This window comes from Brytella acorum (assembly GCF_029309905.1).
GTDB classification, from domain to species: Bacteria; Pseudomonadota; Alphaproteobacteria; order Acetobacterales; family Acetobacteraceae; genus Brytella; species Brytella acorum.
In genome coordinates this window covers 585,490-609,798 of sequence record NZ_JARBJP010000001.1, presented here as the reverse complement: position 1 = coordinate 609,798, position 24,309 = coordinate 585,490, and the positions used below count along the sequence as shown (strand labels likewise).

The following is a 24,309-nucleotide window of genomic DNA, read 5'->3' as shown; positions in this document are numbered from 1 at the left end:
ATGAAAGCGATCCCCAACACGGCCCTGACGGACCCGGCGCGCGACCCTTCGCTGGCGCAGACCCTCGCGCCGATTCGAAGCGCATTGGGCGAAGAAGGGTTCTGTTATCGTCGCGCGCCTCTGATGGACCCGCTCCTGCGGCATTTTGGTGCTCGCGACTGGGAGAGTTTCGCCGCAAGCTGGGATCGGCTCGGATTGGATCGTTACATGGCGGATGGCGGTCGATACCGTCGGCGGCGCTACGGAACGTTCTCCCTCTCCCCTGCAGGCATCAGCCGCAAGCGCCATCAGCCCCATTATCAAAGCCGCGACTACAACGTGCTCAATGGCGGCATTGAACGCTGGTTTCGCGCCATTGAGGACAATGTGGGCGAGCATCCGGCGATGATCGCGTCCCTCCGCCTCTTTGGCAGCCTCGCCTACGCTCTGACGCTCCCCGCAGAGCGACCGGACTCCTGGCATGCCGAAGTCCATCAGTTCCGGATCGAAGCCCGTGCCGACATGCTTGGCAGCCCCACACCGGAAGGCATGCATCGCGATGGCGTGGACTGGGTGATGGTGATGATGGTGGCGCGTGAAAACGTCCGCTCCGGCGTCACCTCCATTCATGACATCCATCGAGCGCCCGTGGGGTCTTTCACCCTTGAAGAGCCCATGGATACGGCTTTCGTCGACGACCACCGCGTATATCACGGCGTTACCGGCGTCGAACCCGTCGATCCGGCCAGACCGGCCCATCGTGACGTTCTGGTGGTGACGCTGCGTCACGAATGAAATATCACCGGGGAAAGGCCCGGGTTATACAGACCGGCGCGTCTTAAGGAGTTTTCGACTATGTGGCGTCGCTCTTCCGTGGCCCTCGCTTTTACCGTGCTCGCATCGATGCAGCCTCTTTTCGCAGCGCCTGCGGTCAAAGGCCGCCATGCGGCTTCAGGCACGAAATCCCTGGCTCAGGTTGCCGACCCTGTCGTAATGACGCCCCATCCCGGCACGGATCTCGATACGCAGGCCCGCGCCCTGCTGAGCGACGATATCGCGGACGCCAAGGCCCATCACGATGCGCCCGCTGTCCTTACGGCGTCAGCGCCGCTCTCCAATGCCAAGGATGACATGGCTCTGTTCGTTCAGTTGCAGTCGGGCTGGTTATGCGGTTCAGCCGGCTGCACGACATCCGTGTATCTGCGGCATAAAAACCAGTGGCACGAGGTGCTTGATTCCGTGAGCGGAAACATTGCCGTGCTGCCAACGCGCCATCAAGGCATGCGCGACCTGCTCATCAGCGGCGATGACCGCTGGATCTGGCAGGGCAACGGCTACCAGGACACGGCTCCTACCGCCCCTCTCGGAAACCTGAAACAGTCCATCGAGCGACATCAGGAAAAAATGGGCAAACGGGACTGACGGAATCGTTTCAGAGAAAGATACTGGTCAGAGAAAGATACTGGAGCGGGTGAAGGGAATCGAACCCTCGTATGCAGCTTGGGAAGCTGCCGTTCTACCATTGAACTACACCCGCCTCGGCCCGTCTGGAGGTCGGTGCCCGCTTCCTATCGTGATCGCGGGCATGATGCAATCGCCGGGCGGCATCGTTCATGCACAGGATTCGCACGGCACTGTCCGAAAACGGACACCCGGATCGGGTGCATGAAGATAAAAACCTTATTTATCAGTTGACTGCATAAAAATCGTTTCCGTGAGACACTGTTCTCGAGACCCGCCCGTCACGGAAACACGATCATGCTTCGCTCCATCCTGCGCAACCTGACCCGACACCGGCTCTATACCGCCATCAACCTGGCGGGATTGTCGCTGGGAATCGCCGTTTTCCTGACGATGGCCCTCGTCGTCCGTTATGAGACCCGCTACGATGCCAGCCTGTCAGACACCGCCGATCTCTATCGTCTCGACCAGGTCTGGACGCTGCCCGGCCGCGCATCAGAGGAAGATCCGGTCGCCAGCTTCGTGGGCGTACCGTTTTTGCAGCAGGATTTCCCTGCGATCTCCGGCGTGCTGCGCATTGTTACCCAACCGCAGGCCGTCCATGTCGATGCGCGGATCGACAATGAAGACACGACGTTCGCCGACCCCTCGTTCTTCTCGTTCTTCCGGCTGAAGGCACTCGAAGGCGATCCGCGGGTCGCGCTCTCGGGCCCGGCGGACATCGCCATCCCCGCCAGCATCGCGCGCAAATATTTCGGCACGACGCATGCTGTCGGCCGCACGCTGCGGATCGCACAGGACGCACAGCCTCACACGATCGAAATGGTCTATGACGACCTCCCCGCCAACACGACATATCACTTCGGTATTGTCGAGCGCTTTCCCGCCGAAGCCGCGCAATGGGAAACCTTCACCCATTGGGGCGCGACATGGGGGCAGGTCTTCATACACGTGCCCGATCCGCGCGCGCTACCAGCCATCCGCGACGGCCTGCGCCACGACATGGCACGCCATCCGATCGGCACGACGCTCGCGGATATCCGCGCAGACATGGGCGATGGCGGGCTGACGCCCGTCGCGTTCCGGGACATCCATTTCCGCGATGCCGATATCGGCGCGGGCGGGATCAGCCGCGCGCTCGTCGCGACGCTCGGCCTGGTCGGATGCGCGGCGCTGCTCACCGCCATGATCAATTCCGTCAACCTCGCGACGGCGCGTTCGTCGCTTCGCGCGCGCGAAGTCGCCATGCGCAAGGTGCTCGGCGCGACACGCCGGACGCTCATCCAGGGTTTCATCATGGAAACGATGGCCCAGGCCGCTATCGCGGCCTTCATCGGATTCGCGCTCTGCGAGATCTCGGTTCGCACCATCGGTGCGCTTGGGGGATGGCCGCTCGATCTGCCGCCCCTGTTCTGCGGTGGCGTACTCGCCTGCGTCGTGCTCGCCGTCGGGATCGGCGCGGGGCTCTATCCGGCGCTCGTCCTCTCCGCCTACGCGCCCGCTCCGGTTCTCGCGGCGAGCCGCATGCCTTCGGGAGGACGCATGGGCGCGCGGCTGAGGACCGTGCTCGTCGTGCTCCAGTTCGGCTTTGCGATCACGCTCGCCATCTGCACGCTCGTTATGTCCGATCAGGCGCGCTTCGTTCGCACGATGCCACGCGGCATGACCACTGACGGGCTGATCGTCGTGACTTCCGCTACGGACGACCAACTCGTAAAACGACAGGGCATGCTCGGCCACGCCCTGAGCGCCGTACCGGGCGTGACCGGCCTGGCGCGTTCGGACATCTATCCGCATTTCGTATCGAACGGGGACAGCTTCAGTCTCGATACGACGCCGGAGACCGGCGTGTCGCTCAACTGGGGGCACGCCACGCCCGGATTCGTCGCGCTCTACGGGCTCCATCTGCTTGCGGGGCGGTGGTTCGATCCTCATCATGGCGAGGATTTCAGCTCGCACCGCCATACGACGACCGTCCGCAACGTCGTCGTCAGTCGCGAGGCGGTCGTCCGGCTGGGAATCACCAGCCCGCAGGCCGCCATCGGACGTCTCATCCGCGACGAGCACGACGCACCGTCGCAGCGCATCGTCGGCGTCATCGACGACGCGCGTTTCCTCGGCCCGCACGAACGCCTGCGCCCCCTGCTTTTCTACGGTCTTGGGGATGACGGGGAGGCGCAGACGGCCGTCGCCATGCACGTCCGCTTTTCGGGCGCTTCAGCGGCGGAGATAATGGAGCGTCTGCGCGCGGCCTGGATCGGGGTCGCGCCGGACGTGCCGTTCGAGGCCCATGCCGTGTCGGATATTTTCGCCGAGGACAGCCGGACGGATGCCCGGCATGGGGCATTGTTCGGCATCGGGGCCGCCATTTCGGTCGGAATCGCGGCTCTCGGCCTGTATGGTCTCTCGCTGTTCACCGTTTCGCGGCGCCGTCACGAAATCGGCATCCGCAAGGTGCTGGGCGCGCGCACGCAAGACGTCCTTTCATTGCTGGTCGTGCAGTTCCTGCGCCCTGTTCTGCTCGCGAACCTGATCGCATGGCCGGTTGCGTGGTTCGCCATGCGCGTCTGGCTGAGCGGCTTCGACCGTCGCATCGCGCTGGCGCCGTGGCCATTCATCGAAGTGACGCTGGCGGCGCTTGCCATCGGATGCGCCACGGTCATGACCCAGACGCTACGCGCCGCGCGCCAGTCACCCGTTGCGACGCTCGGCGAAGTCTGACCGCGCTGAAACCGATCGGAGGATTGACGAACCGCCGGGGCACGTCCCATAACGACGCACCACGTTTCGTGGTCCTCGCGATTTGAACGGCCGGCTTGCGGCGAGGCTAAACAACCGCGCTAAAGAGGCCCGGATGTCGGCATTTCCGCATCAGGACTTCCACGGCCAGAATCGTGCGGCCTCCTACGAGGGCCGCCCGTATTTTGGAGCGTTTTTTCCATGTCCGATTCCCATTTCAAGGGGCTGAATACGCGTCTTCTGCATGAAACGGTGGAACGCACCTCCTATGGCGAAACCAGCGAAGCGATCTTCCTGACCTCGGGCTTCGTCTATGACAGCGCCGAGCAGGCCGCGGCGACGTTTACGGGTGACGTCACGCATTATCAGTACACGCGCTTCGGCAACCCGACGACGGACGCGCTGCAACGTCGCCTCGCCATGCTCGAAGGCGCCGAAGCCTGCATTGTGACCGCGACGGGCATGGGCGCAGTCTCTTCGGCGATCCTTTCGCATGTGAAGACGGGAGACCGCGTCGTCGCGTCGCGTGCGCTGTTTGGTTCCTGCTACTGGATCGTCGCGAATCTTCTGCCGCGTTACGGTGTCGAAGCCATTTTCGTGGATGGCGACGATTTCGAGGCCTGGGCGGAAGCCCTGTCGAAGCCGACCGCGGCGGTGCTGCTCGAGAGCCCGTCCAACCCGATGCTGGATGTGCTGGATATCGCCCGCATCGCGGACCTCGCCCACAGCGCGGGCGCGCTCCTGATGGTCGACAATGTGTTCGCCTCTCCGGTTGGGCAGAAGCCCCTGGAACTTGGCGCGGATGTTATCCTCTATTCCTGTACGAAACATATCGACGGACAGGGTCGCGTTCTCGGCGGGGCCGTGCTCGGTCCGAAACAATGGATCGAGGAGACCCTTCAGCCTTACACGCGCAATACCGGCAACGCACTCTCGCCCTTCAATGCCTGGGTTCTGCTGAAAGGTCTGGAGACGCTACCGCTGCGCGTGGACGCCATGGCGCGCAATGCCGCCGCCGTCGCGGACTTCCTCGCTGACGCGCCGGGCATCGTGCAACTCCGCTATCCGGGACGCGCCGACCATCCGCAGGCCGAACTGGCCAGACGACAGATGACCAATGGCGGATCAATGGTCGCCTTCGAAGTCGCGGGCGGTCAGGAAGGCGCGTTCCGCTTTCTCAACGCGCTCAAGCTGGTCGCCATCTCCAACAATCTCGGCGATTCCCGTTCCCTCGCCACCCATCCGGCCACGACGACCCATATGCGGGTAGGCGCGGAAGAACGGACACGTCTGGGCATTACGGACGGGGCGATCCGCCTGTCCGTCGGCCTGGAAGACGCTGTGGACCTGATCGCCGATCTCCAGCGCGGGCTTGACGCTCTCAAAGCATGATTGCGTCAACGGGGGATGACTGGTTAAGAAACGGCATGGCTCGCAAACCTTATCCCCCACGTCTGATGACGGATCCCGAAGCCGCCCTCGCGGAGGCCATGGAGGCCGCTCCCCGCTTCGAGGAACGGACGGAAGACATGACCGTATGCGTGCGGACCTTCTGGCTCGACGATCAGTCCCATCCGGAAGATCGTCGCTACGCCTGGGCGTACCATATCCAGATCACCAACGAACGCGATGAAACCGTGCAGCTCATCAGCCGATCATGGGAGATCGTCGATGGTCGGGGGCAGGTGGAACACGTCCATGGTGAAGGCGTCGTTGGCGAGCAGCCGGTGATCGCGGCGGGGGAAAGCTTCGAATATACGTCCGGCGCCGCTCTGGAAACGCCTTCTGGTTTCATGCGGGGCACGTATCACATGATGACTCCCGGAACGGATCGCCGCTTCGATATTCGCATTCCCACATTCAGTCTCGACAGCCCGCATGAGCACACGCTGCTGCACTGATGGAAACTTTTTGAAGCGAGATCTTGGCCTCCAAAACCGAGCCTTGACGCCAGCGGTTTATGCCCGCATTCCATAAGCATCATGCGTATAGCCGCCATTCTCCTTGCCGCCGGTTCCGGTCGTCGTTTCGCCGCCTCCGCCCCTGAAACGCCCATCGCCAAGCAGTTCATCCAGCTTGGCGGCAAAGCGGTTATCCGTCATGCGGCCGAAGCGCTTCGACCGCATGTAGACATGATCCAGCCTGTCGGCGACGGCGAGGAGCTGGCGACCGCCCTGCACGGCCTTGACGTGCTTCGCGTTGTCGCTGGCGGCAATGAACGTCAGGACAGTGTGCGCGCCGGCCTCGAAGCGCTGAGCCGATTGCCGGAGCCCCCGGACTTCGTGCTCGTCCACGATGGCGCCCGCCCCTGCGTGCCGGAATGCGTAACAAAAGCCGTTATCGACGCCCTCGCCCATTATCCCGGCGCCATACCCGGCGTGCAGGTCGCCGATACGCTGAAACGAGCGAAAAACGGTGTCATCGACACGACGGTTCCGCGCGATTCACTCTGGCGCGCCCAGACGCCTCAGGGCTTCCACTTTGCGCTCCTTCGCGATCTTCATCGCTCCCATGTCGACCCGGTGACAGATGACGCGGCCCTTCTGGAAGCCGCCGGATACGCTGTTGCGATCGTTCAGGGCTCGGAAGACAATATCAAGCTTACCACACCGGAGGATCTCGTGCGTCTGGAACGCCTACTCGGCAATATGCCCCTGCCGCGCACGGGCCTTGGATACGATGTTCATGCTTTCGAAGCTGGTCGCCCCCTCATTCTGTGCGGCATCACAGTGCCTCACGACCGGGGACTGGCGGGACATTCCGATGCGGATGTCGGCATTCATACGCTATGCGACGCCATCTATGGCGCTCTGGCAGAGGGAGATATCGGCGCGCACTTCCCCCCCTCCGACAACGAGTGGAAAGACATGGATTCGGCACGCTTCCTCGTTCATGCAGGCGAACGCATCCGCCAGCGTGGCGGCATGCTGATCAATGCCGACGTGACGCTCATCTGCGAACGCCCCAAGATCCGCCCGCATGTGGAAGCCATGCGCGCTCGCCTCGCGGAACTTCTGCAAGTCGACGTGAGCCGGATCTCCGTCAAAGCGACAACGTCGGAACGCCTCGGCTTTACAGGTCGCGAAGAGGGCATTGCCGCGACTGCGGTCGCTACCGTGCTGATGCCGTAACTTAATTATATGATAATTTTCTTGAAAAATAGAAGTGGAAAATTGCAAGAATAACTTTTGGGAAAAGCGTTTAGAATCTAAAAAAGCCCATCTTAATAGGATAGAGATGTGAATAATACCATTCAGTTATTCGGCCTTACATCGGCCTTCGGAGGTATTGTTGGCTTCGATGAGCAAACGCACACAACAATAAATTCCCAAACTCTAAAAGCAGAATATTATGCAGTTTTGGCACCGTTCAAATTTTTTCCACATCAGGCATTTTTATTGTACCCACAAGATAATTGTCGCTTCGATTTTGTGTCCAGCGATAATAATACAAAGGCCATCGCCGTTCAGTTAATTCAAAATCCGCATGGCGTCGCCATTCAAAGGAGCGGCTGGAGTCTCTTTTTACGTGCTCATCCAAATGAACATGTCGACTTTGAGGCACAAGATATGAATGAATGGGAGTGGTTTTCGACATTCCCGACAGCTAACAATATTCCCGCTTATCTGGAAGCTCTCTTAAATATAAAAGAATTAGATCATAAAACTATTTATTCTTGGATAAAATTATTTAGTCCTTCTATGGTAAAAGACTATATAGAAGCCTCAATTCGCATATTGAGCAACGAAGAGTATATAAATTTTTGCTCGGTTCTTAAAAAAGATATTGACTTTTTACATGATCTTCGCGTGTGTTTTCCGGAAGACCCATGGTTCACAGACGGGATTCCTGCTCTTCTCAATTGGAAAAGCGATCGTACACCCACGCGACTTAAGCGCCTTACCGCCGCAGACGACAAGCTTGCCACGACTGATCTCGGAGAAAGTCAACCGGGGCCCCTTGGCTTCGATATCGCAGCAGAGTTCCGAAGAGATATAGCTCCACGAAAAAACATTTGTATCGTTGCAACAGCTCGCAATGAAGCGCTTTTAACCATAGATTGGATTGGTTGGCACTTAAGCATGGGTGTCGATCACTTTTTTCTTTATACAAATGACAATAACGACGGATCAGATGCTTTATTAGAAGCCCTGTCCCGACATGATTTCATAACTTGGATTGATAGCAATCCAACAGGATGCATACCCCAAAGAAAATCCTATGCACATGCACTATCAATTCTTCCGGATACTCTAGATTATAAGTGGAGTATAGTAATTGATCTCGACGAACTCGTTATCTTAAATCATAACAAATTCTCCAATTTAAGAGATTTTCTTCAACTGCATGAATATTCCGGACAGAAAGCGGTCGCGTTAAATTGGGTTATGATGGCTCCCTCCGGGGTGAACTACGAGCGTAAACATGTATGGGAAAAAAATTTAAGGCGGGAACCGGCAGGAAATCGCTGCATCAAGTCAATTTTTCAGACACGCTACTTTTCATTCGCACATGCTCATACAGCACTTTGGCCCAAAGCTCATGACATAACTTACGCAAATGCGGACGGACAACCCATTGCCATGGAGCGAAACGGTGCCACTTGCGCTTTGACCTTTAATGAAAACAACGCCTGGATAGGGCATTATTTTTATCGCAGCTTCCAGGAATTCTGCATGAAAAACGCACGCGGGCGAAATTCAACATTCCGCGCCGACAAAAGCTTTAAGTTTCGACCATCTTTTTTCACTGACTGGCTCAGATATAAAAATGATGAAGAGACACTCTCCGAAACCAGAGCTCTTCTATGCCTGAATAAAGCATCTGACGAAGCAAAAAGAATTAGAGACTTGCCGGGAGTGCGAGAAGCCGAAACAGCGGCCATTTCTTCTTTTTTTGAAGCCTATAAATCAATCATAGAAACGGCAATTCCCTTAATATCAAAAGAAGAAATATTCAACGACGAAGAAAAAGATTATTTTGTTAATATAATTAATGCGTCTTTGCAAAACAATTTATAGATCTACAAGATATTCATAAAGAACCGCGCAAATGAGAGATATTATCTTAATTTTGAATAGATTTCATAATATATGAAAATAATTTCACATATGACCTGGATTATTCTGTCGCATGGGTGCGAGACAAACATATTTTTGTTATTTGAATAAGTATCGTATAAAGGGTCAGGTTCTATGAAGTCGCGTTCCTTTGCCCGAATAAGGTCTCAATCGACATGACCCTCTCCGAATCGCTTATCGCATCACACCATTTTCCCGCACCGAAAAGTCGCTATTCAATAGATCACGTCAGAACAGGCGAAGGAAAAGTATCGATTTCCGGCTGGTTTTTGGACAGCAACGATTTCGAAACATTGCACGTCCTGTACAACAATAGGCTTTTGCATACAGCCCAATCTGGAGAGTGGCGGCAGAAAAGTCTGGACGTGGCAGCGTCAACAGAGCCGCGCTACAGCACAGTGCGCTTCACTGTCGAATTTCCGTTCCCTGATGATATTTCCCTCGCGATGCTCCAGAGTATGGAACTATCCTTTGAGAAGAAAGGCAAAATATCACGACTTTCTTTGCCCCCGAAAGAAGAGGTCAGCGCCACGGCTTTGACTCGGACCCCCCTTCAAAACATTCGGCTCGGGATCGGCATTCCGACATATAACCGGTCATCGATGGTCTTGGAGACGATCCAGCGAGTCAAGGACTTAACGCCGTTCAACCCTCTCATCCTTGTTTCTAACGATGGATCCAGTGATAATACGGCGGAAGTACTTAGTCATATCAAAGGAATTAACGTTCTCGACGCACCTAATGCCGGCATTGCCTGGAATAAAAACCGTCTATTATTCAATCTTCATGAAATTGAAAAATGTGACGTGGTTTTATTGCTGGAGGACGACGCTCAACCAACGGTATACGGCTGGAACGTGGATTGGATTCTGGCCTGTATCCAGTTTGGTCATGTTAACTTCGCTCCTTCCTGGTTTCCGCAGGGGGGGACAGGCAATGGTTCTTGGCATGATCCGCTTCACAGCGACATTCTGACAGCTCAATGTTCAGGTTTCGCGCGTCAGGCACTTTCCTATGTCGGCTATATCGACAGTCGTTTCGGTCGCTATGGGCACGAGCACGTCGAACACACGTCCCGCATGATCAGAATGGGATATGGAGGCCTGACTAAAGCCGATGGAGCATCCAAAACGTTCTTTTTACTAAGTGGCGGCCTCGAAATTAAGGATTCAATTTCCAATTTCTCGCAGCAGCATGTCGATGAAAACGCCGCAATTTTTCAGTCGATCCATCATGAATGCTCTTATCGCCCCGCATGGCGTGATGACGAGCAAATCCGTCGTTTACGCTCGGAAATGGAGCTAGTACGAAGGCAATAATGTGAGATTCTATGGGCGAGTCAATGTCTGGCACTCGAACATATGAGATGAAAGGTCGGCTTTTTATAGCGATAGCGAAAGAAAACTATCGCGTCATTTTTGATGACCGTTATAAAAAGCGCCTTCTCATGAACAATCTCATCCTCTCAACGCGCAGACCACCACAATCACAGGCGTAACCGCCAGCAGAAACCAGGCCCCTTGAGCGGCCACCGCAAACACACGCCCCGTATGTTCCCTCATACCCACACGACGCGAGGGCGCAGAGATATCCTTTATTGGCGTTCCTGTAGCGGAAAAACGATTGAGTCCCATCTCAGCACGACCAGACATTTGCTTCTCCCAACCCCTCAGGCGTCAACCATGCTGCCATCGTGCGGGATTTCGACCCGCGACGGCGTAAGCAATCGTGTCGTCACCTTACGAAGGTAACGAGCGCTCTTGTGACGGGTGAAAATGGCGAAATCGTGCTTAAATCAGTCCTTTCGCAACGAAAGCTGCCAGAACTTAAGTCCAGTTTCGACGTCGGCCGCACGGGAGGCAAGGTCGTCGAGTAACTCGGTATCCTCGCCCCAACGTCTCATCTGCGTACGCTCGTCAAGAAATGCCGCGTCGCACGCAGCGGTCTCCGTGACCCAGCCTTCAAGAAGGCCGATGCCAAGAATCAGACTGCCTAACGCCGGGACAAGCACGCCCAACGAGGCGAGAGCCGCCGCGTCCATCCCGGCAAGAATGCGGCTCATCGTCGCTTTGACAGGCGTTTCGACCGTGTCGGGCACGATCGAAAATGTTACGCGCGGCCGGACACCATAGCGCTCACTGAACGCATCGACTGGCGGATCGAAGAGCACGGACTGGATGTCCCGCAAAGTCTCCTCGCGAAAAAGCAGGAGATCCGAAAGGCCGAAATTCAGGAGAGTGCCGCGCGCCGCATCCAGATCGGGCGCCACACGCTCGATCATGGTGCCCGTCATCCGGGTCAACGGCAGCGCCGAAGCATCGAAGAGACTGTCAGGAGGAATGGCGCGCCATTCCTCGGCAATCGCATCAGCCAGAGCGCGCGCGGCCACGACCAGGAGGTGCCCGCCCGGCAGTTTGATAAGCCTACCATCGAGGGCGACGCCGTAATCCCCCTTCTCCTGCGGAACAACAGACGCCTCCATCCAGAAACGCCGTTTCGCGGAACTCATCGAAAGAGTCCCAGAGCATGAAGAATATCGTTCACCTTGCCATGGCCCTTGGCTTTTTCCGCCTTGGGCGCTTCACCGGCCATGCCCTCGCGGGCCGCAGACAGAGCCGGACCACAGACATCCGGCGCGCTATCGCCGATCACGACGGAAAACCGCCCGTCTTCTCCGCGCTCCTGCTGAACGATGGGGTCCTGAAGAGAACCTGTCACGAGAACGGGCGTCGAGGCCCCTGCCCCTCCCAGACCCACACGCGGGACGAGGTGAAGATCCAGACGACCATCCCCTACGCCGTAAGTTCCATGCCCGGTCGTGCTGAGAGGTCCAGCCTGCAGCCCCATCGTGTCCAGAGTGGCGACCCCGGACACGATATTCATATGCATTCCGAGACAGCGGACGCTGATCTCTCCGTGCTTCAGCAACGCGCCCGCGTCATGGCCCAGGAAACCGCCGAGCAGGCGCCCGTCGATACTGCCGCCCACCATGGACAGTCCAAGATGTCCCGTGAGGCTCTGACGAAGCGCCTGTCTGTCATTGCCCTGCGCGTTCAACTCCCCCACGACCTCCAGCGGTCCGCGCAGCAGCAACGGATATCCAAGATTCTGCTCGGCGAAGGTTGCGGGCAACAGGAACGGTGCCAGGCGAATCTTCAGATCGGCCGGATCATGGCTGACATCATAATCCACTTTCCCGATCAGAGACCCGGACGCACCGTGACCCGATAGAGGATCTATGGTCAGATGCCCGTTGACGAGCACGGCTTCAGCCAGAAGGTCGGCATAGTCCTGTCCGTCGAAACGAAGCGCGCCAATATGCAGGTGGACCTTGCCGTTTCGCCCCTTGAGCACGGATGCCAGCGTGTGTGTTGCCCGGGATTCGCCGGACGCCGTCTCTGTCTGGGAAGCAGGCTGAACGGCGGAAGTCGGCGCGGTGGCAGCAGGCGAAGCAGGCATCGGTGCCGCGGAAACCCGGTCCCATAGACCTTTCAGGGCATCGAGATCCAGCGAAGTCGCATCCATCGCAGCGTCCAGACCGACTTCGCCGCTCAGCCCGAAGGCGGCGTGACCGCTGAACGTCGCTTCATGACTTTCAAAGGAAAGGCCCGTCACATTCACGGAATCCCGCGTCGGCAGGTCGATCCTGGCCTGAAGGGAAGCCTCATGAAGCGTCGCGGCTCTCAACGGAAGCGCGTTCGCCTTCCCGGAAATTGTAAATGTCGATCCCTGCGCCCGATACTCTCCCCGAAGAGAGAATACGACGTCCCCATCGGTTTGATGCGCATCGATCACTATGGGCAGAGCTGTCTCAAATCCGGAGCGCCACGCGTCTAACGCCTGATTCAAAGTACCGGTCACAGCCTGAACATGGATCGCATGACCACTTGTCTTGACCTCGGCGACCATCGACAGCGGTGAGGACAGGGTCGCGGCATCCACCAAAACCTGACTGAGCGCCACCCCACGAAAGGAAGGAAGTGCGCCGATCTGTAGGTGAACGTGATTGATGCCCCTGTCGTGAGGCAGGGGCCAGAAAGGCGGTTTACCCGACAGATTGAAAAAGCCGATCTCCCCCACGATCCCGTCGACCGACGGAAGGTTGGCGCTCGGAAAGATCTGGTTGAGACGCGTCAGGTGCATGAGCGACACATGTGTCGTGCCCGATACGCCGCCAAGGCTCTCCGGATTCATGATCTGCCCGTCAAAGGACATACGGTCCGGCGTCGAATCGACGCGCCCCAGGGTGGCCGCAAGGCTTACAGCCCAGGGCTGCGCGCCGCCTGCGAGGGCTGCGATCGGACCGATGTGACCCGAGATCGTAAATGGCGTCGCATCCCGATGCGCTTTCAGATCCACGAATGGTGAACGCGACATCAGACCATCGAGCTCAAAGCGATCAATCGAGAAGCGCCCTCCCGAATGGGCGAAAGCATCGCGCCAGTTCACTTCCAGCGCCGATAGAGACCCACTTCCAACCTTCACGGACCAGCGTGTCGGAACGGCCCTGATCCTCGCGCCCGCATCGGAGGCGTCATGAGACTGCGATTCAGGACGGAGGGTCCAGTTCGCCAAACCGCTCGCATCACGACGCAGAGTCAGACCGCCATCCGAAAAAACCACATGCTCCAGACGGACTTCGCGCCAGAGCAACGGAAACAAAGCAATGTTTCCGCGTACCTGTCGGGCGGAAAACAGCGACGTCGGATGCCCCGAACCATCGGGCAGGCCCGCCAGACGTACATCGCGTGCATCAAAGCCCGGCCACGGGAAGATCTGAACCGAAAAGCTTCCGATGCCCAGTTCATGCCCGGTCTGTCGTTTCACGGCGGCGGCAATCTTCTCGCCAAGCGCCATACGGTCCACGACCACGTTCGCGACCAGGCTTGCGCCCATGAAGAGGACGATCAGCCCGATGACGGCTGCGAGAATCTTTTTCACCGACGCGCTCCTCTTGCCGGTCCACGACGACTCGCTGCCCTGGGGGCGCCGGTCTTGCCAGACCGCTCCTTGGCGGGTGATGAATCCGCCCTGGTCGGACGCTCCCTTCCCGCGCCGCCCTTGCCGGTAGCGGGAAGACTTTTGGGCGTCGCCGGGGATGTCGGCTTCTGGGACGTCCGCTTCCGGACTGCATGCTGCGACGGCGCGCGACCGGAGGACTTATCCATCCCCTGTTCCGCTGGCAGATGCGGCCCGGGCGTATACTTCGCCTTGGGCGTCTCCCCGGCCGTGAACCCCAGCTCCTTGAATGTCTGGCGCATATGCGAAGGCAGTGGCGCCGCGACGAACAGCCGCCCACCGTCCGGATGGGGGACGTCGAGCGCGCGGGCATGGAGATGCAGCCGGTCCACGAAACCTTCCGGATGGGCGGCCTTCCCGCCATAACGCGGATCGCCCAGAATGGGCGTGCCGAGCGTTTCGCAATGCACGCGAAGCTGATGCGTGCGACCCGTCAGGGGTGAAAGGCCGAGCCATGTCAGCTTGCGCCCCGCCGCGTCCAGCGTCTCATATTCCGTTTTCGCGCTCGCGGCGTCCTCGTCGTCGCGATCCGCGGCGATCACCAGCGCGCCGTTTCCAGCGCCGAGACGCGCCAGCGGCTGATCGATGACGCCGTCTCCAGGAACGGGACGTCCCACGACAACCGCCCAGTAGGTTTTTTTGACGTCGCGTCCACGGAAAGCAGCGGCGAGTTTCGCCGCCACGCCGGGGGTCCGAGCGACCAGCAGAATACCCGACGTGTCGCGATCGATACGGTGCACGAGGCGCGGCCGGAATTCGCTGTCCCCTTTCAACCCGTCGAGCATCATGTCGATATGCTTGGTGATGCCGGGACCGCCCTGCGTGGCGATGCCCGAGGGTTTGTCGAGGACGATCACCTTGTCGTCACGATAGAGCACCATGCGCTCGATCTCACGGGCAAGTTGCGGATCGAGCGGCGGCGGTTCGGCGGGCGTCGCGCTGACGGGCGCTTCAGGCAGCGGCGGCACGCGCACGGACTGCCCCGGCGCGACACGACTGGCGCCGGTGACGCGCTTTCCGTCGACGCGGACCTGGCCGGTGCGACACAGCTTCTGAAGCGCGCTCTGGTTGAGGGCGGGATAATGGCGACGGAACCAGCGGTCGAGGCGTAGATCGGCCTCATCCTCGGTGATGATACGGGTCTGGACACTCATGGCCGACGGCTTGCCCGCATCGCGGCCTGCCTGTCCAGAATTTTCCGGATTTCGGCCTCTTTCCCGCGCGGCGTCGGGTTGTAAAGCTTCACGCGCGCCATTTCGTCGGGAAAGTAATTCTGACCGGAAAAGGCCTCTTCCGTGTCATGGTCGTATTCATAACCCTTACCGTAACCGAGGTCTTTCATGAGGCGGGTGGGCGCATTGCGGATATGATGCGGCGGTCCGAGGCTGCCGGTCTCCCGCGCCAGACGCCGCGCCGCGCCGTAAGCCTTGTAGACGGCGTTGGATTTCGGCGCGGTCGCAAGATGAACGACCAGCTGCGCGATCGCCAGTTCGCCTTCCGGCGTGCCGAGCCGCTCGTAGGTTTCCCAGGCCGCGATCGCGAGAGGGAGCGCCGTCGGGTCGGCCATCCCGACATCTTCCGCCGCGAAGCGGGTCAGACGACGGGCGATGTAGCGAGGATCTTCGCCCCCTTCCAGCATGCGGGCGAACCAGTAGAGCGCCGCATCGGGGTCCGAGCCCCGGAGCGATTTATGCAGGGCGGAAATGAGATTGTAATGCTCCTCCCTATCCTTGTCGTAAAGCACCGCGCGGCGCGCCAGCAGCTTCGCCAGATCCTGCGGCGTCAGAACACGATCCGGATCGAGCGCGGCAAGCTGCTCGACCATGTTCAGCAGATAGCGCCCGTCCCCATCCGCCATGGCCCGCAGGGACATGCGCGCCGCATCATCGAGAGGAAGCCTGTGGCCAATCTCGCCTTCGGCCCGGCAGACCAAAGCCTCGAGGCTGGCATCGTCCAGCCTGTGCAGGACAAGCACCTGACAGCGCGACAGCAGCGCGCCGTTCAGGGCGAAAGACGGATTTTCCGTTGTTGCTCCAACCAGAACCACCGTGCCCTTTTCCACATAAGACAGGAAGCCATCCTGCTGGGCGCGGTTGAAACGATGAATTTCATCCACGAAAAGCAGCGTGCCCCGTCCGGTTTCCGCCTGAAACCGCGCGGCATTCTCGAAGACCCGCTTGAGGTCGGCTACACCGGAAAAAACGGCCGAAATCTGTTCGAACCGCAGATCCGCTCTGGCGGCGAGGAGTCGGGCGATCGTGGTTTTGCCGCAACCCGGACCGCCCCAGAGGATCAGGCTCGGCAGCGTGTGACGGGCCAGCATCTGGGCAAGCGTGCCATCCGGACCGAGAAGGTGCTCCTGCCCCACGACGTCTTCCAGAACGCGCGGCCGGAGGCGGTCCGCCAGCGGCTGCGTTCGCGAAGCCGGGGTCAGCGGTGCCTCGACAAGAGCGAATGATACATGAGGCTGCCCCCCCGCCTCACGTCTTCGCGCGGAGGACGTTGATGGCGATACCGCACCGAAAAGGTCGCTGGAAGCGTCGTCCTGCATGCCGTGTTCCTGTTCGGTATCCTGAAAATGCGTCGAGCCGACTATATAGGCACCCGAACGAGCAAAAACGAGACGCGTCCTACTCCACGAGCGTGCGCATCACGCCCGGCAGGAAAACCGAGAACGGGTTGATATGAACGAGCGGGTTATCGGCAACCCCTCCGATCGCGAACGTCGCCGCCAGAAATCCGCCGCCCTTTTCGGGTGAGAACAGCTTGCCTACGCCAGGAAGCCGTCCGGGCAGCGCGTTTACGGCGAAAATCGGCACGACCGTACCTTGAAGATCCAGTCCCGTCGTATCGAGGTCCACCGAACCGTGGATCGTTGCGCCCAGGGAAGCGTTGCCGAGTTGCCCGTCCCGTATCGAGACTTTCCCATCCCGCATCGAAAGCGGGAAATCGAGGTGTTCGACCTGGAAATGCTTGGAATCCGCCTTGGACCAGTCGAACGGAGACAGATGACTGGCCGCCGTCACCGCGTCCGGTGGCCGCGTGAAATCGAATGCGCCGATCGTCAGCTTTCCCGCGAATGGTGGCATCCCGGACCCGGTCGCATTTTCCAACGTGCCCTCGAGCCTCGCATTGCCGCCCCGTATCCGGTTGAAGAGGGAAGTCCCCGCCAGCATCGTGCCGAGATTCTGTACTGTCATCACGAGATGACGGGTCCTGCCCTGTGGTCGAAGCTGCACCCTCGTGCGCGACGGATAGACGCAATCGATGGTCGCAAACCGCAGACTGCCGTCGATGTTTTCGAGATGCGCCGTGACATCGCCGAGCGCGCGGTTCTGGCCAAAAAAGAGCTGACGCGTGCGAAGATCGAGAATCCACTGGGAATGAGGTCCCGATGAGGACGATGCCGCACCGGACGTCGTCTTCGGGGGCGGCGGCGCGGTCGGCGGCGCATCTCCAGCTTTCTGACCCGGCTGGAACAGGGGCGTCAGATCGAGCGCGAAGGCATTCACGTTCACACGGAAAGGCGCGCCGTCCTTAACCGGCAGCATGATGCGGGCATCCCCTGACGATCGTCCGATATGGAAGCCGTCGAGTTCGACGCCGCTGACATTCCCTCGCGCGACGACAGCATGACCGGTCATATCAAGATCGACACCACGCGCATTCATGTCGCTGATGGTCACGATATGATTGTCCTGCATGCGAATATGCGCGCCAGCCGTCGCAGGCGTACCCCGGACCTTCCGCCAGACCGGCAATTCGACACTTGCATCCTGCATATCGAGAGAAAGGTCGAGATCCGCCTGACGGCTCGCGCGACGGGTCAGATGGGCCGTCAGGGACGCATGGCCGTCGAACAGCCCCTCGGGTCCAAGACGGGCCTTCAAGGCCGATTGCGGGTCCAGGTCCGCAACGGCATGAACGTCCTCGATCACGTCGTTCGGCGCGTTGTGGTGGAATTCCTGATGCATGGTCGCCGTGGTCGGCACGCCGCTCAACAATCCAGAAGCCGAAACATCCAGCGCCCTCTCGGTCGCCTGCAATGTCCCTTTCAATCCATCCACCGAGCGGCCGATGACCAGATGTCCCAGATAGATATCGTGATAGGCGCCCGCGACCTGAACGCGGATATCCTCGTCCCGGATATGCGTGGCCAGAGGCAGCTTCAGCGTCGCCCGCGCATGCAATGGTCCGGACGCTTGATCGAATGGCATGGCGGTGCGCGAGAGGAGGTGGAGACGCGGCACGGACAGCAGACGGAAATAGGCATCGACATCTCCGTCAAAATCGAGAGAAAACGTGCCGTTCTGATCCCGTCCGAACAGGTTATCGATCAGGATCTCCCCATTGGAGAGACGCAGCGCCGGGGCGTCGGGCGCATCGTCGGCCCGCTGCTCGCCCTTATGCACCTCGACCCGCAGGACATCCGGCCTGGCGAATCCGAGATCGGCCGAGACATGCTCCGCCGGTCTGACGGGACGAAGCCAGTACAGCGTTCCATCATCGATATGCAGCGAGCCGTACATCGCGGTCGGCTGGAGCCCGTCCCACCCGCTGGAACTTTCGAGCACGGATGTGACGGCCAGGCCTCGGCCATGACCGGAAATGATGTTCCGGGTCGCCCAGCGCCGCGCGCCCTTCATGATATTGACCGGCCAGATGGCGCTCAGAGCCTGAACTTCGAAATCCGTGCCTTCGGCATGCGCAATCGCATGGATTTTGCGCGGCTTCACGAGATCCGACAGCAGAAATTCGGCGGAAGCGGAAAAGCGCGTCGGAACGCCAGCCATAGACGTCAGGGTCAGATCCGCCTGCCGGAGGACCACACGCGCAGCCCGCGCTCCGGGAGCGGTAGGTGTCACGTTCAGCGCCGCTTTTCCGCCCATGACCATCAGGGGAGGCGCGTCTCTCTGAGATATGGTTCCGGCCCCCAGAGTCACAGCGGCGGAGAGGCGATTGATGGCCAGCCCGTCGATCGGACGCAGAACGCCCCCCCTCGCACCCTGCGTCTCGACACCCTCCACGGCGAAGGTGACCGGCGCATGCCAGCGGTCCAGAACCGGGAGAAAGGCTGCGAAAGCGGTCGGCTCGCAGGGCGTCGTGTCCAGATTCCAGGAGACGCCGGAAACACCGTTCAGCATGACGGCCCGCGCTGCCCCTGTCAGCCGTATCCTCCCGCCCGCGGGCGCACGCGCCACGGCGTTCAGCGCTCCGGTCCAGAGCAGGTTGTTATGGGCGGCTTCTCCGCGCGTGCCATCGAGTTTGTCCACATGGACGAGAAGCCGCGCCTCTCCGGCCGAGGCGCCAGAGGCGTAGGTCACATCAATATCGCTCGCCAATGCCCTGTGGAGTTCATCGACGACGAACGCGCTTTTGTCCCCATGCGGCGGCCTATGTCCCGGAAGATCCAGGTCCACGTCGTTTTCGGAAAAGCGCCGCAAGGCCACATGACCGCCTCGGGCTTCAAGCGCCCGCGGCGCGAGACGCCCGCGCATCAAGGACACCATCGGCAGCGCCATCCGGGCATGCGTGACCTGAAGCGCGGCGCTTCCGTCCTGGCGCAGTATACGCAGGTCTTCGGCGGCGATGAGCAGGCTGCGTCCCCTGTGACCGGGCAACCATTGAACCGAGACTTTCGACCAGGTCAGGCGCCCCGCGGGATGTCCGGGCCGTATCCCCATCTCGATCGCGATCGGCGTCCAGCGCGCAGCGATGCGCGTGACGTCAAGCGGTGCGACCGTGATGCGCACCAGCAGCGCCGTCGACGGAACCAGCACCACGGCGGTGGGCAGCAATATGAGAAGCGCCCCGAGACGGAACCTTCGCCAGGAGATGTGCTGGAACGGGTCGCGATACAACCGGTCAGAACCTCCGACCGGTCAGAGTTTCGACGCGGCTTCAGCGACGAGAACGGCGTGAGCCTCGGGTTTCACCTTGCGCCAGACGTTCTTCACGATTCCGTCGGCACCCACGAGAAAAGAACTGCGCTCCATACCGAAATACGTCCGCCCGTAGTTCTTCTTCTCAACCCATGTTCCATAGGCGTCGGCCAGCCCGTGATCTGGGTCGCTCGCGAGGGGAAATTCAAGATTGAATTTATCCGCGAACGCGTCGATTTGGGCGACAGGGTCCGGGCTGACCCCGATAACGACGAGCCCAAGCTTGCCAAGCTGCGGCAGCGCTTCCTGGATGCCGCAGGCCTGCGTCGTGCATCCTGGCGTATCCGCTTTGGGATAAAAATAGAGCAGGTAAGGCCTGCCCGCGAGATCACCACTATCGACGACCCTATCCCGGGAAGCCGCAAGATGGAAAGAGGGAGCCTTGTCACCGACTGCGATCATCCTGCGCTCCTGCCCTATCTATTGTGGGCCCTATCTATTGCGGGCCCTGTTTGATGTGGACCCGGTCTATTGCGGGACGGCCATGCGACACCGCAGCAGCCACCTGTGAAGGTTAATAAACCGGGTATGACGGATAGACTACGGTTGGACGCTGGTAAACCACGACCGGCGGGGCATAGGCGACCGGCGGCGGCGCGTAGACCACGGGCGGTGGCGGTGGCGGACCGTAAACCACCGGCGGTGGCGCATAGGCATAGGCGGGCCGGGCCATGCCGACCATCCCCGCACCGATCGCCATGCCAATCAGGCCGCCAATGATCGCGCCCCCCGGCCCCCGGTGATATCCGCCATGCCAGCGATCATGCCACTCGCGCGGCGGATAGCCGTGATAACCATAGGCATGCGCGACAGACGTCACGGTCAGAAGACCCGCAAGGGGAAGAATCAACAGGCTCTTGCCGATGAAGCGACGCATGAAAGCCTCCATTCGATAGGGCTCTGCGACTCAGGAAGAGCCGCAACATGATGATTTTCCTCGCGCATCATGTCCAGAATCAGGAGAGCCTCGCCGCAAACCCGCCCGAATTGAGACGGGGCCTGTCCTGTTGGGCGTTACGGCGCCGCCCCCCGGGGCTGCGATACATGCCTGAAACCTGCCGGAATTATGAAAACCGCGTCCGGCACGGCTTCATGACGAACGCTCAGCGCCCGGACAAGGGGCTTCCCGTCCCGACTCGAACCGAGCAGTACGCCGTCGGGCGTGTAGCAGAAGGCGGTTTCCTGGCCGTTGAGATCCCGGCCACTCCAATCCGTGCATGCCAGTCCCGCGATGACTTCAGGGCCGCCTTTCTTCCAGTTCCCCTTCGCAGGGGTCCCTGGCGGCGCGAAATCCTCCAGAGGGACAGCCCCGTCCAAAACCATGTGGTGGGCGGGATCGACCATGGCGGCCTGTCCGGTTTTATAATTTGTCACCACGTAAGCCGTGGGCGTCTGGTCCGCACCCTCGCCGTCTCCCGGCTCAAGACGCTGACGCAGATTCGCCACCTGCCAGCGCATCCGCTGATGCATCGCCGCCCCTGCCGGGTTGGTGACCTCGTAGCGAATGTCCGTGTCCTGGGCCGGTGTCACGAAGGGCGCCGAGGCCTCCGCATGGGCGCGATCAGGATGTCCCGCGATCATGGCGGTGGTCATCACAAGAACTGTGATCGCGAGCTTCGCAAGCGGCCTGGCTGAAGAACGGCTCATGGATGAGTGACGGCGGCTCCGACGGCATGATTGCCATGCGGCAGGGGCATCTTGCCCCTGATCTGCTCATAACCGGCGGGAGGCTGGAAAATCGCGGGGTCGATGGGCGCGTAATCGATCTTCTGGGCGACGAGTTTTCCCTCCTGACCATCCGCATCGACGCCATCTTCGCTCAGGATAATGCCGTCATCCGTCACACAGGCGTTGCCATGCCCCTTGTCGGATGCAATCGCCCATTTGTGACAGGGCGTCCCCGCGACGACGTCGTCCCCCTCCGGCGTGAAGTGCATCGCCAGAGACAGAAGAAACGGGCTGCTCAGCCCCCCGGCGGGCTTGAACTGCATGTATATCTTCGGCTTGGTGACGACCATCGTCACAAGCTGCGCCGGCCGGTCCAGAATGATCGCCGCCGACCCGTCATTCGGCTCGCTTCTCATCCGGTCACCGTTCCTGGAAAAGGATACCGTCACTTTCTGACTGTCCGCTTTCCCTTTCATCTGCGTGATGTAGTTGACCGTCGCATCGCGGGTGGGTGCCAGCGGCGGATGGAGAGCCGTATCGGCCCGCGCTGCCGCAAACAGGCCCGAAGACAGGCCCAGAACGGCGAAAATCGCGTACGCGTTGCGCATTTCGTGTCTCCTTACGATCCCTCGACCGGCGTCTCGCGCATGGAGCGGATCTCCTGAGCAAGCGCCTGCAGCGCGACGTCACCGCGCCACCCTACATTCAACGCGACCGCCCGTCGGAGCAAGCGATCATATGACAAAGCATCAATCTCCACCGCGCCGAACTGCGCCAGATGAGCCGTTGCCCATTGCGTATCCAGCAGCATGAAACCCGCCTGTCGCAATCCCGCGACGAGATGAACAAGCGCGATTTTGGACGTGTTCGCCTGTCGACTGAACATGCTTTCGCCGAAAAACGCTCCTCCGAGCGAGACGCCATACAAGCCGCCGACAAGGCTGTCGCCGTCCCACACCTCGACGGAATGCGCATGTCCCTGGGTTTGCAGCGCCTTGTAAGCCCCCCGAATCGATCCACTGATCCAGGTCGTCTCCCGCCCCGGACCAGCCTCCGCGCAGCCATCCATCACATCTTCGAACGCCTCGTCAGAGGAGACCCTCAGCCGACCGGCCAGAACGACCCGCTCCAGCCTTCGTGGAAGATGGAATGCCTCAAGCGGGATAACGCCACGCATTTCAGGACGGTACCAGTCGATCTCCGCACTATCACGATCGGGCGCCATCGGAAAAATCCCGGCACGATAGGCACGAATCAGGAGATCGGGCGTCAGTTCCATTCGCGCATTCCCCCGCGATGACTCACATGGTAGCAATTCATCTCGTCAAGGCAGGACATCACCAATATGCCCGTTAGTTTTCTTTATGCGATCACAATCCTGCTCTCAGCCCTGCTGGCAGTCGTCGCTCCACACATGCGGGGACTGTCGTTCACGCTGGTCGCCATCTTCTCGATCTGCCTCGTGATCGGCGGTCTCTATGATCTGGTCAGTCGGCGTTTTTCCGACTGACCCATTCTCAAACCTCGGCGGATGCCGGGTGTTCACGCATATGCGAGGCCGTTTCGCGCACCATCGGACCATGCTGGCGCTCCAGTCGACGGATCGTGAAATGGGCTCGGGCGAGCGCCCTGTAATGCGCCAGAAACGCCGCGTTGAGCGATGCCCCACATAACGCTCCCGCCACCGGCATCATCTGGAGCGCAAATTTACGTGACAGGCCGATGCCGTAATGCGAGGCGACCTCGGCGATCAGCATGACCACGGGACGTCCCCTCAGCAGGGCACGCGCGGAAAAGAAGCCAAGCTCACTCTCTTCTCCGACTCGCCCGAGAGGAAAACTCCGTAGCGCGAAAACCTCAAGACAGGCCCGACGCGTGTCCTCGTCTGACAGATCCTCACCCTCTTCCTGAGCAATTCGGGCGATCTCCCGCATGATCGTCAGGGTCGTGAAACTCACATCCGGACCGAGACCAATCAGACCGCCAAATCCTCCCAGAGCCCCCGAAACGACCACGGCGGCCTGGCTCGCATGGTCGCGCCAGGGCGATTTCTCCGTCGGCGCGGAGGACCTCACGCCCAGAATCGCAACGTCGAATGCGCGCGAGATCGCCGCTTCGGCGAGCCCCTGAAGTTTCATCTGGATACCCGGTGCAAGCCCGATGCTCTTGAGGCCGACTTTTGCTGCCTGCCCCACCGCTCCGCCCATCAGATCGGCCAGACGCACGAGTACGCCGCGCCCCTGCTCAACCTGCGCGAGCACGGCCTGAAGCTGGGAAAGCGATTCGCTATCCAGCATGAGCGGAGAAATCGCGCTGGTCAGCGTGCCCGTCGTCGAAGCAGACGACTCGTTCTTGGATGACATGGTATTCTCGTCCTTCTGTTCATGAGACGGCCAGTCTTGCGTCAAGTGTCTGACTCA

General features: G+C 60.0%; 19 protein-coding genes, 1 tRNA gene, 1 pseudogene and 1 riboswitch. Of the genes and pseudogenes, 9 read left to right on the top strand and 12 right to left on the bottom strand.

Going from position 1 to position 24,309, the window contains the following annotated elements; translation table 11 throughout:
- Nucleotides 1–774: a 2OG-Fe dioxygenase family protein gene (locus tag PWM43_RS02685; RefSeq protein ID WP_289841011.1), complete on the top strand. Its 774-nt coding sequence runs from the start codon at nt 1–3 to the stop codon at nt 772–774.
- Between the two features lie 60 nt (nt 775–834).
- The gene (locus PWM43_RS02680) at nt 835–1,401 is read left to right on the top strand and encodes a hypothetical protein (RefSeq protein WP_289841010.1); all 567 of its coding nucleotides are present in this window, start codon (nt 835–837) and stop codon (nt 1,399–1,401) included.
- A gap of 41 nt (nt 1,402–1,442) precedes the next feature.
- Here PWM43_RS02680 and PWM43_RS02675 read toward each other — a convergent pair.
- Nucleotides 1,443–1,516 (bottom strand) — tRNA-Gly (locus PWM43_RS02675).
- 221 nt (nt 1,517–1,737) lie between these two features.
- Here PWM43_RS02675 and PWM43_RS02670 point away from each other — a divergent pair.
- From PWM43_RS02670 to PWM43_RS02645, 6 genes are all read left to right on the top strand, one after another.
- Nucleotides 1,738–4,161, top strand: coding sequence for an ABC transporter permease (locus tag PWM43_RS02670; RefSeq protein WP_289841009.1), 2,424 nt, complete (start codon nt 1,738–1,740; stop codon nt 4,159–4,161).
- A gap of 64 nt (nt 4,162–4,225) precedes the next feature.
- Nucleotides 4,226–4,305: riboswitch (SAM riboswitch) on the top strand.
- Nucleotides 4,306–4,380: 75 nt separating this feature from the next.
- Complete coding sequence (metZ, locus tag PWM43_RS02665; RefSeq protein ID WP_289841008.1) at nt 4,381–5,571, top strand: O-succinylhomoserine sulfhydrylase; 1,191 nt, start codon at nt 4,381–4,383, stop codon at nt 5,569–5,571.
- Between the two features lie 35 nt (nt 5,572–5,606).
- On the top strand, nt 5,607–6,080 hold the full coding sequence (gene apaG, locus PWM43_RS02660) for a Co2+/Mg2+ efflux protein ApaG (protein WP_289841007.1): 474 nt from the start codon (nt 5,607–5,609) through the stop codon (nt 6,078–6,080).
- A gap of 81 nt (nt 6,081–6,161) precedes the next feature.
- The gene (locus PWM43_RS02655; protein WP_289841006.1) at nt 6,162–7,310 is read left to right on the top strand and encodes a bifunctional 2-C-methyl-D-erythritol 4-phosphate cytidylyltransferase/2-C-methyl-D-erythritol 2,4-cyclodiphosphate synthase; all 1,149 of its coding nucleotides are present in this window, start codon (nt 6,162–6,164) and stop codon (nt 7,308–7,310) included.
- A gap of 108 nt (nt 7,311–7,418) precedes the next feature.
- Complete coding sequence (locus PWM43_RS02650; RefSeq protein WP_289841005.1) at nt 7,419–9,200, top strand: glycosyltransferase family 2 protein; 1,782 nt, start codon at nt 7,419–7,421, stop codon at nt 9,198–9,200.
- Nucleotides 9,201–9,415: 215 nt separating this feature from the next.
- Entirely contained in the window at nt 9,416–10,579 is a 1,164-nt protein-coding gene (locus PWM43_RS02645) for a glycosyltransferase family 2 protein (RefSeq protein WP_289841004.1), read from the top strand.
- Nucleotides 10,580–11,055: 476 nt separating this feature from the next.
- Here PWM43_RS02645 and PWM43_RS02640 read toward each other — a convergent pair whose 3' ends face one another.
- The 10 genes and pseudogenes from PWM43_RS02640 to aat form a co-directional block, all read right to left on the bottom strand.
- The gene (locus tag PWM43_RS02640; protein WP_289841003.1) at nt 11,056–11,769 is read right to left on the bottom strand and encodes an ATP12 family protein; all 714 of its coding nucleotides are present in this window, start codon (nt 11,767–11,769) and stop codon (nt 11,056–11,058) included.
- Nucleotides 11,766–14,201 (bottom strand): AsmA family protein, encoded by a 2,436-nt coding sequence (locus tag PWM43_RS02635; RefSeq protein WP_289841002.1) that lies wholly within the window; start codon nt 14,199–14,201, stop codon nt 11,766–11,768. The genes PWM43_RS02640 and PWM43_RS02635 overlap by 4 nt, the downstream gene beginning before the upstream one ends.
- Nucleotides 14,202–14,446: 245 nt before the next feature.
- A pseudogene (locus tag PWM43_RS02630) lies at nt 14,447–15,433 on the bottom strand (RluA family pseudouridine synthase); the annotation flags it as partial.
- Nucleotides 15,430–16,830, bottom strand: a complete 1,401-nt coding sequence (locus tag PWM43_RS02625) for a replication-associated recombination protein A (RefSeq protein WP_289841001.1) — start codon at nt 16,828–16,830, stop codon at nt 15,430–15,432. The pseudogene PWM43_RS02630 and the gene PWM43_RS02625, both read right to left, overlap by 4 nt.
- A gap of 79 nt (nt 16,831–16,909) precedes the next feature.
- Nucleotides 16,910–20,077 carry an AsmA-like C-terminal region-containing protein gene (locus tag PWM43_RS02620; protein WP_289841000.1) on the bottom strand — a complete coding sequence of 1,056 codons (3,168 nt, stop codon included), beginning with the start codon at nt 20,075–20,077 and terminating at the stop codon, nt 16,910–16,912.
- A gap of 84 nt (nt 20,078–20,161) precedes the next feature.
- Complete coding sequence (bcp, locus tag PWM43_RS02615) at nt 20,162–20,623, bottom strand: thioredoxin-dependent thiol peroxidase (RefSeq protein ID WP_289840999.1); 462 nt, start codon at nt 20,621–20,623, stop codon at nt 20,162–20,164.
- Nucleotides 20,624–20,735: 112 nt separating this feature from the next.
- Nucleotides 20,736–21,098 (bottom strand): hypothetical protein, encoded by a 363-nt coding sequence (locus PWM43_RS02610; protein ID WP_289840998.1) that lies wholly within the window; start codon nt 21,096–21,098, stop codon nt 20,736–20,738.
- A 137-nt stretch (nt 21,099–21,235) separates the two neighbouring features.
- Nucleotides 21,236–21,868: a hypothetical protein gene (locus PWM43_RS02605; protein WP_289840997.1), complete on the bottom strand. Its 633-nt coding sequence runs from the start codon at nt 21,866–21,868 to the stop codon at nt 21,236–21,238.
- Nucleotides 21,865–22,497, bottom strand: coding sequence for a hypothetical protein (locus PWM43_RS02600; protein ID WP_289840996.1), 633 nt, complete (start codon nt 22,495–22,497; stop codon nt 21,865–21,867). The genes PWM43_RS02605 and PWM43_RS02600 overlap by 4 nt, the downstream gene beginning before the upstream one ends.
- Before the next feature lie 11 nt (nt 22,498–22,508).
- Nucleotides 22,509–23,168 (bottom strand): leucyl/phenylalanyl-tRNA--protein transferase, encoded by a 660-nt coding sequence (gene aat / locus PWM43_RS02595; RefSeq protein WP_289840995.1) that lies wholly within the window; start codon nt 23,166–23,168, stop codon nt 22,509–22,511.
- Nucleotides 23,169–23,234: 66 nt separating this feature from the next.
- On the opposite strand from aat, the gene PWM43_RS02590 reads away from it, so the two are divergent.
- Nucleotides 23,235–23,399: a hypothetical protein gene (locus PWM43_RS02590; protein WP_289840994.1), complete on the top strand. Its 165-nt coding sequence runs from the start codon at nt 23,235–23,237 to the stop codon at nt 23,397–23,399.
- A 7-nt stretch (nt 23,400–23,406) separates the two neighbouring features.
- On the opposite strand, the gene PWM43_RS02585 is transcribed toward PWM43_RS02590, so the two are convergent.
- Nucleotides 23,407–24,252, bottom strand: coding sequence for an EcsC family protein (locus tag PWM43_RS02585; RefSeq protein WP_394356012.1), 846 nt, complete (start codon nt 24,250–24,252; stop codon nt 23,407–23,409).
- Nucleotides 24,253–24,309 lie beyond the last annotated feature (57 nt).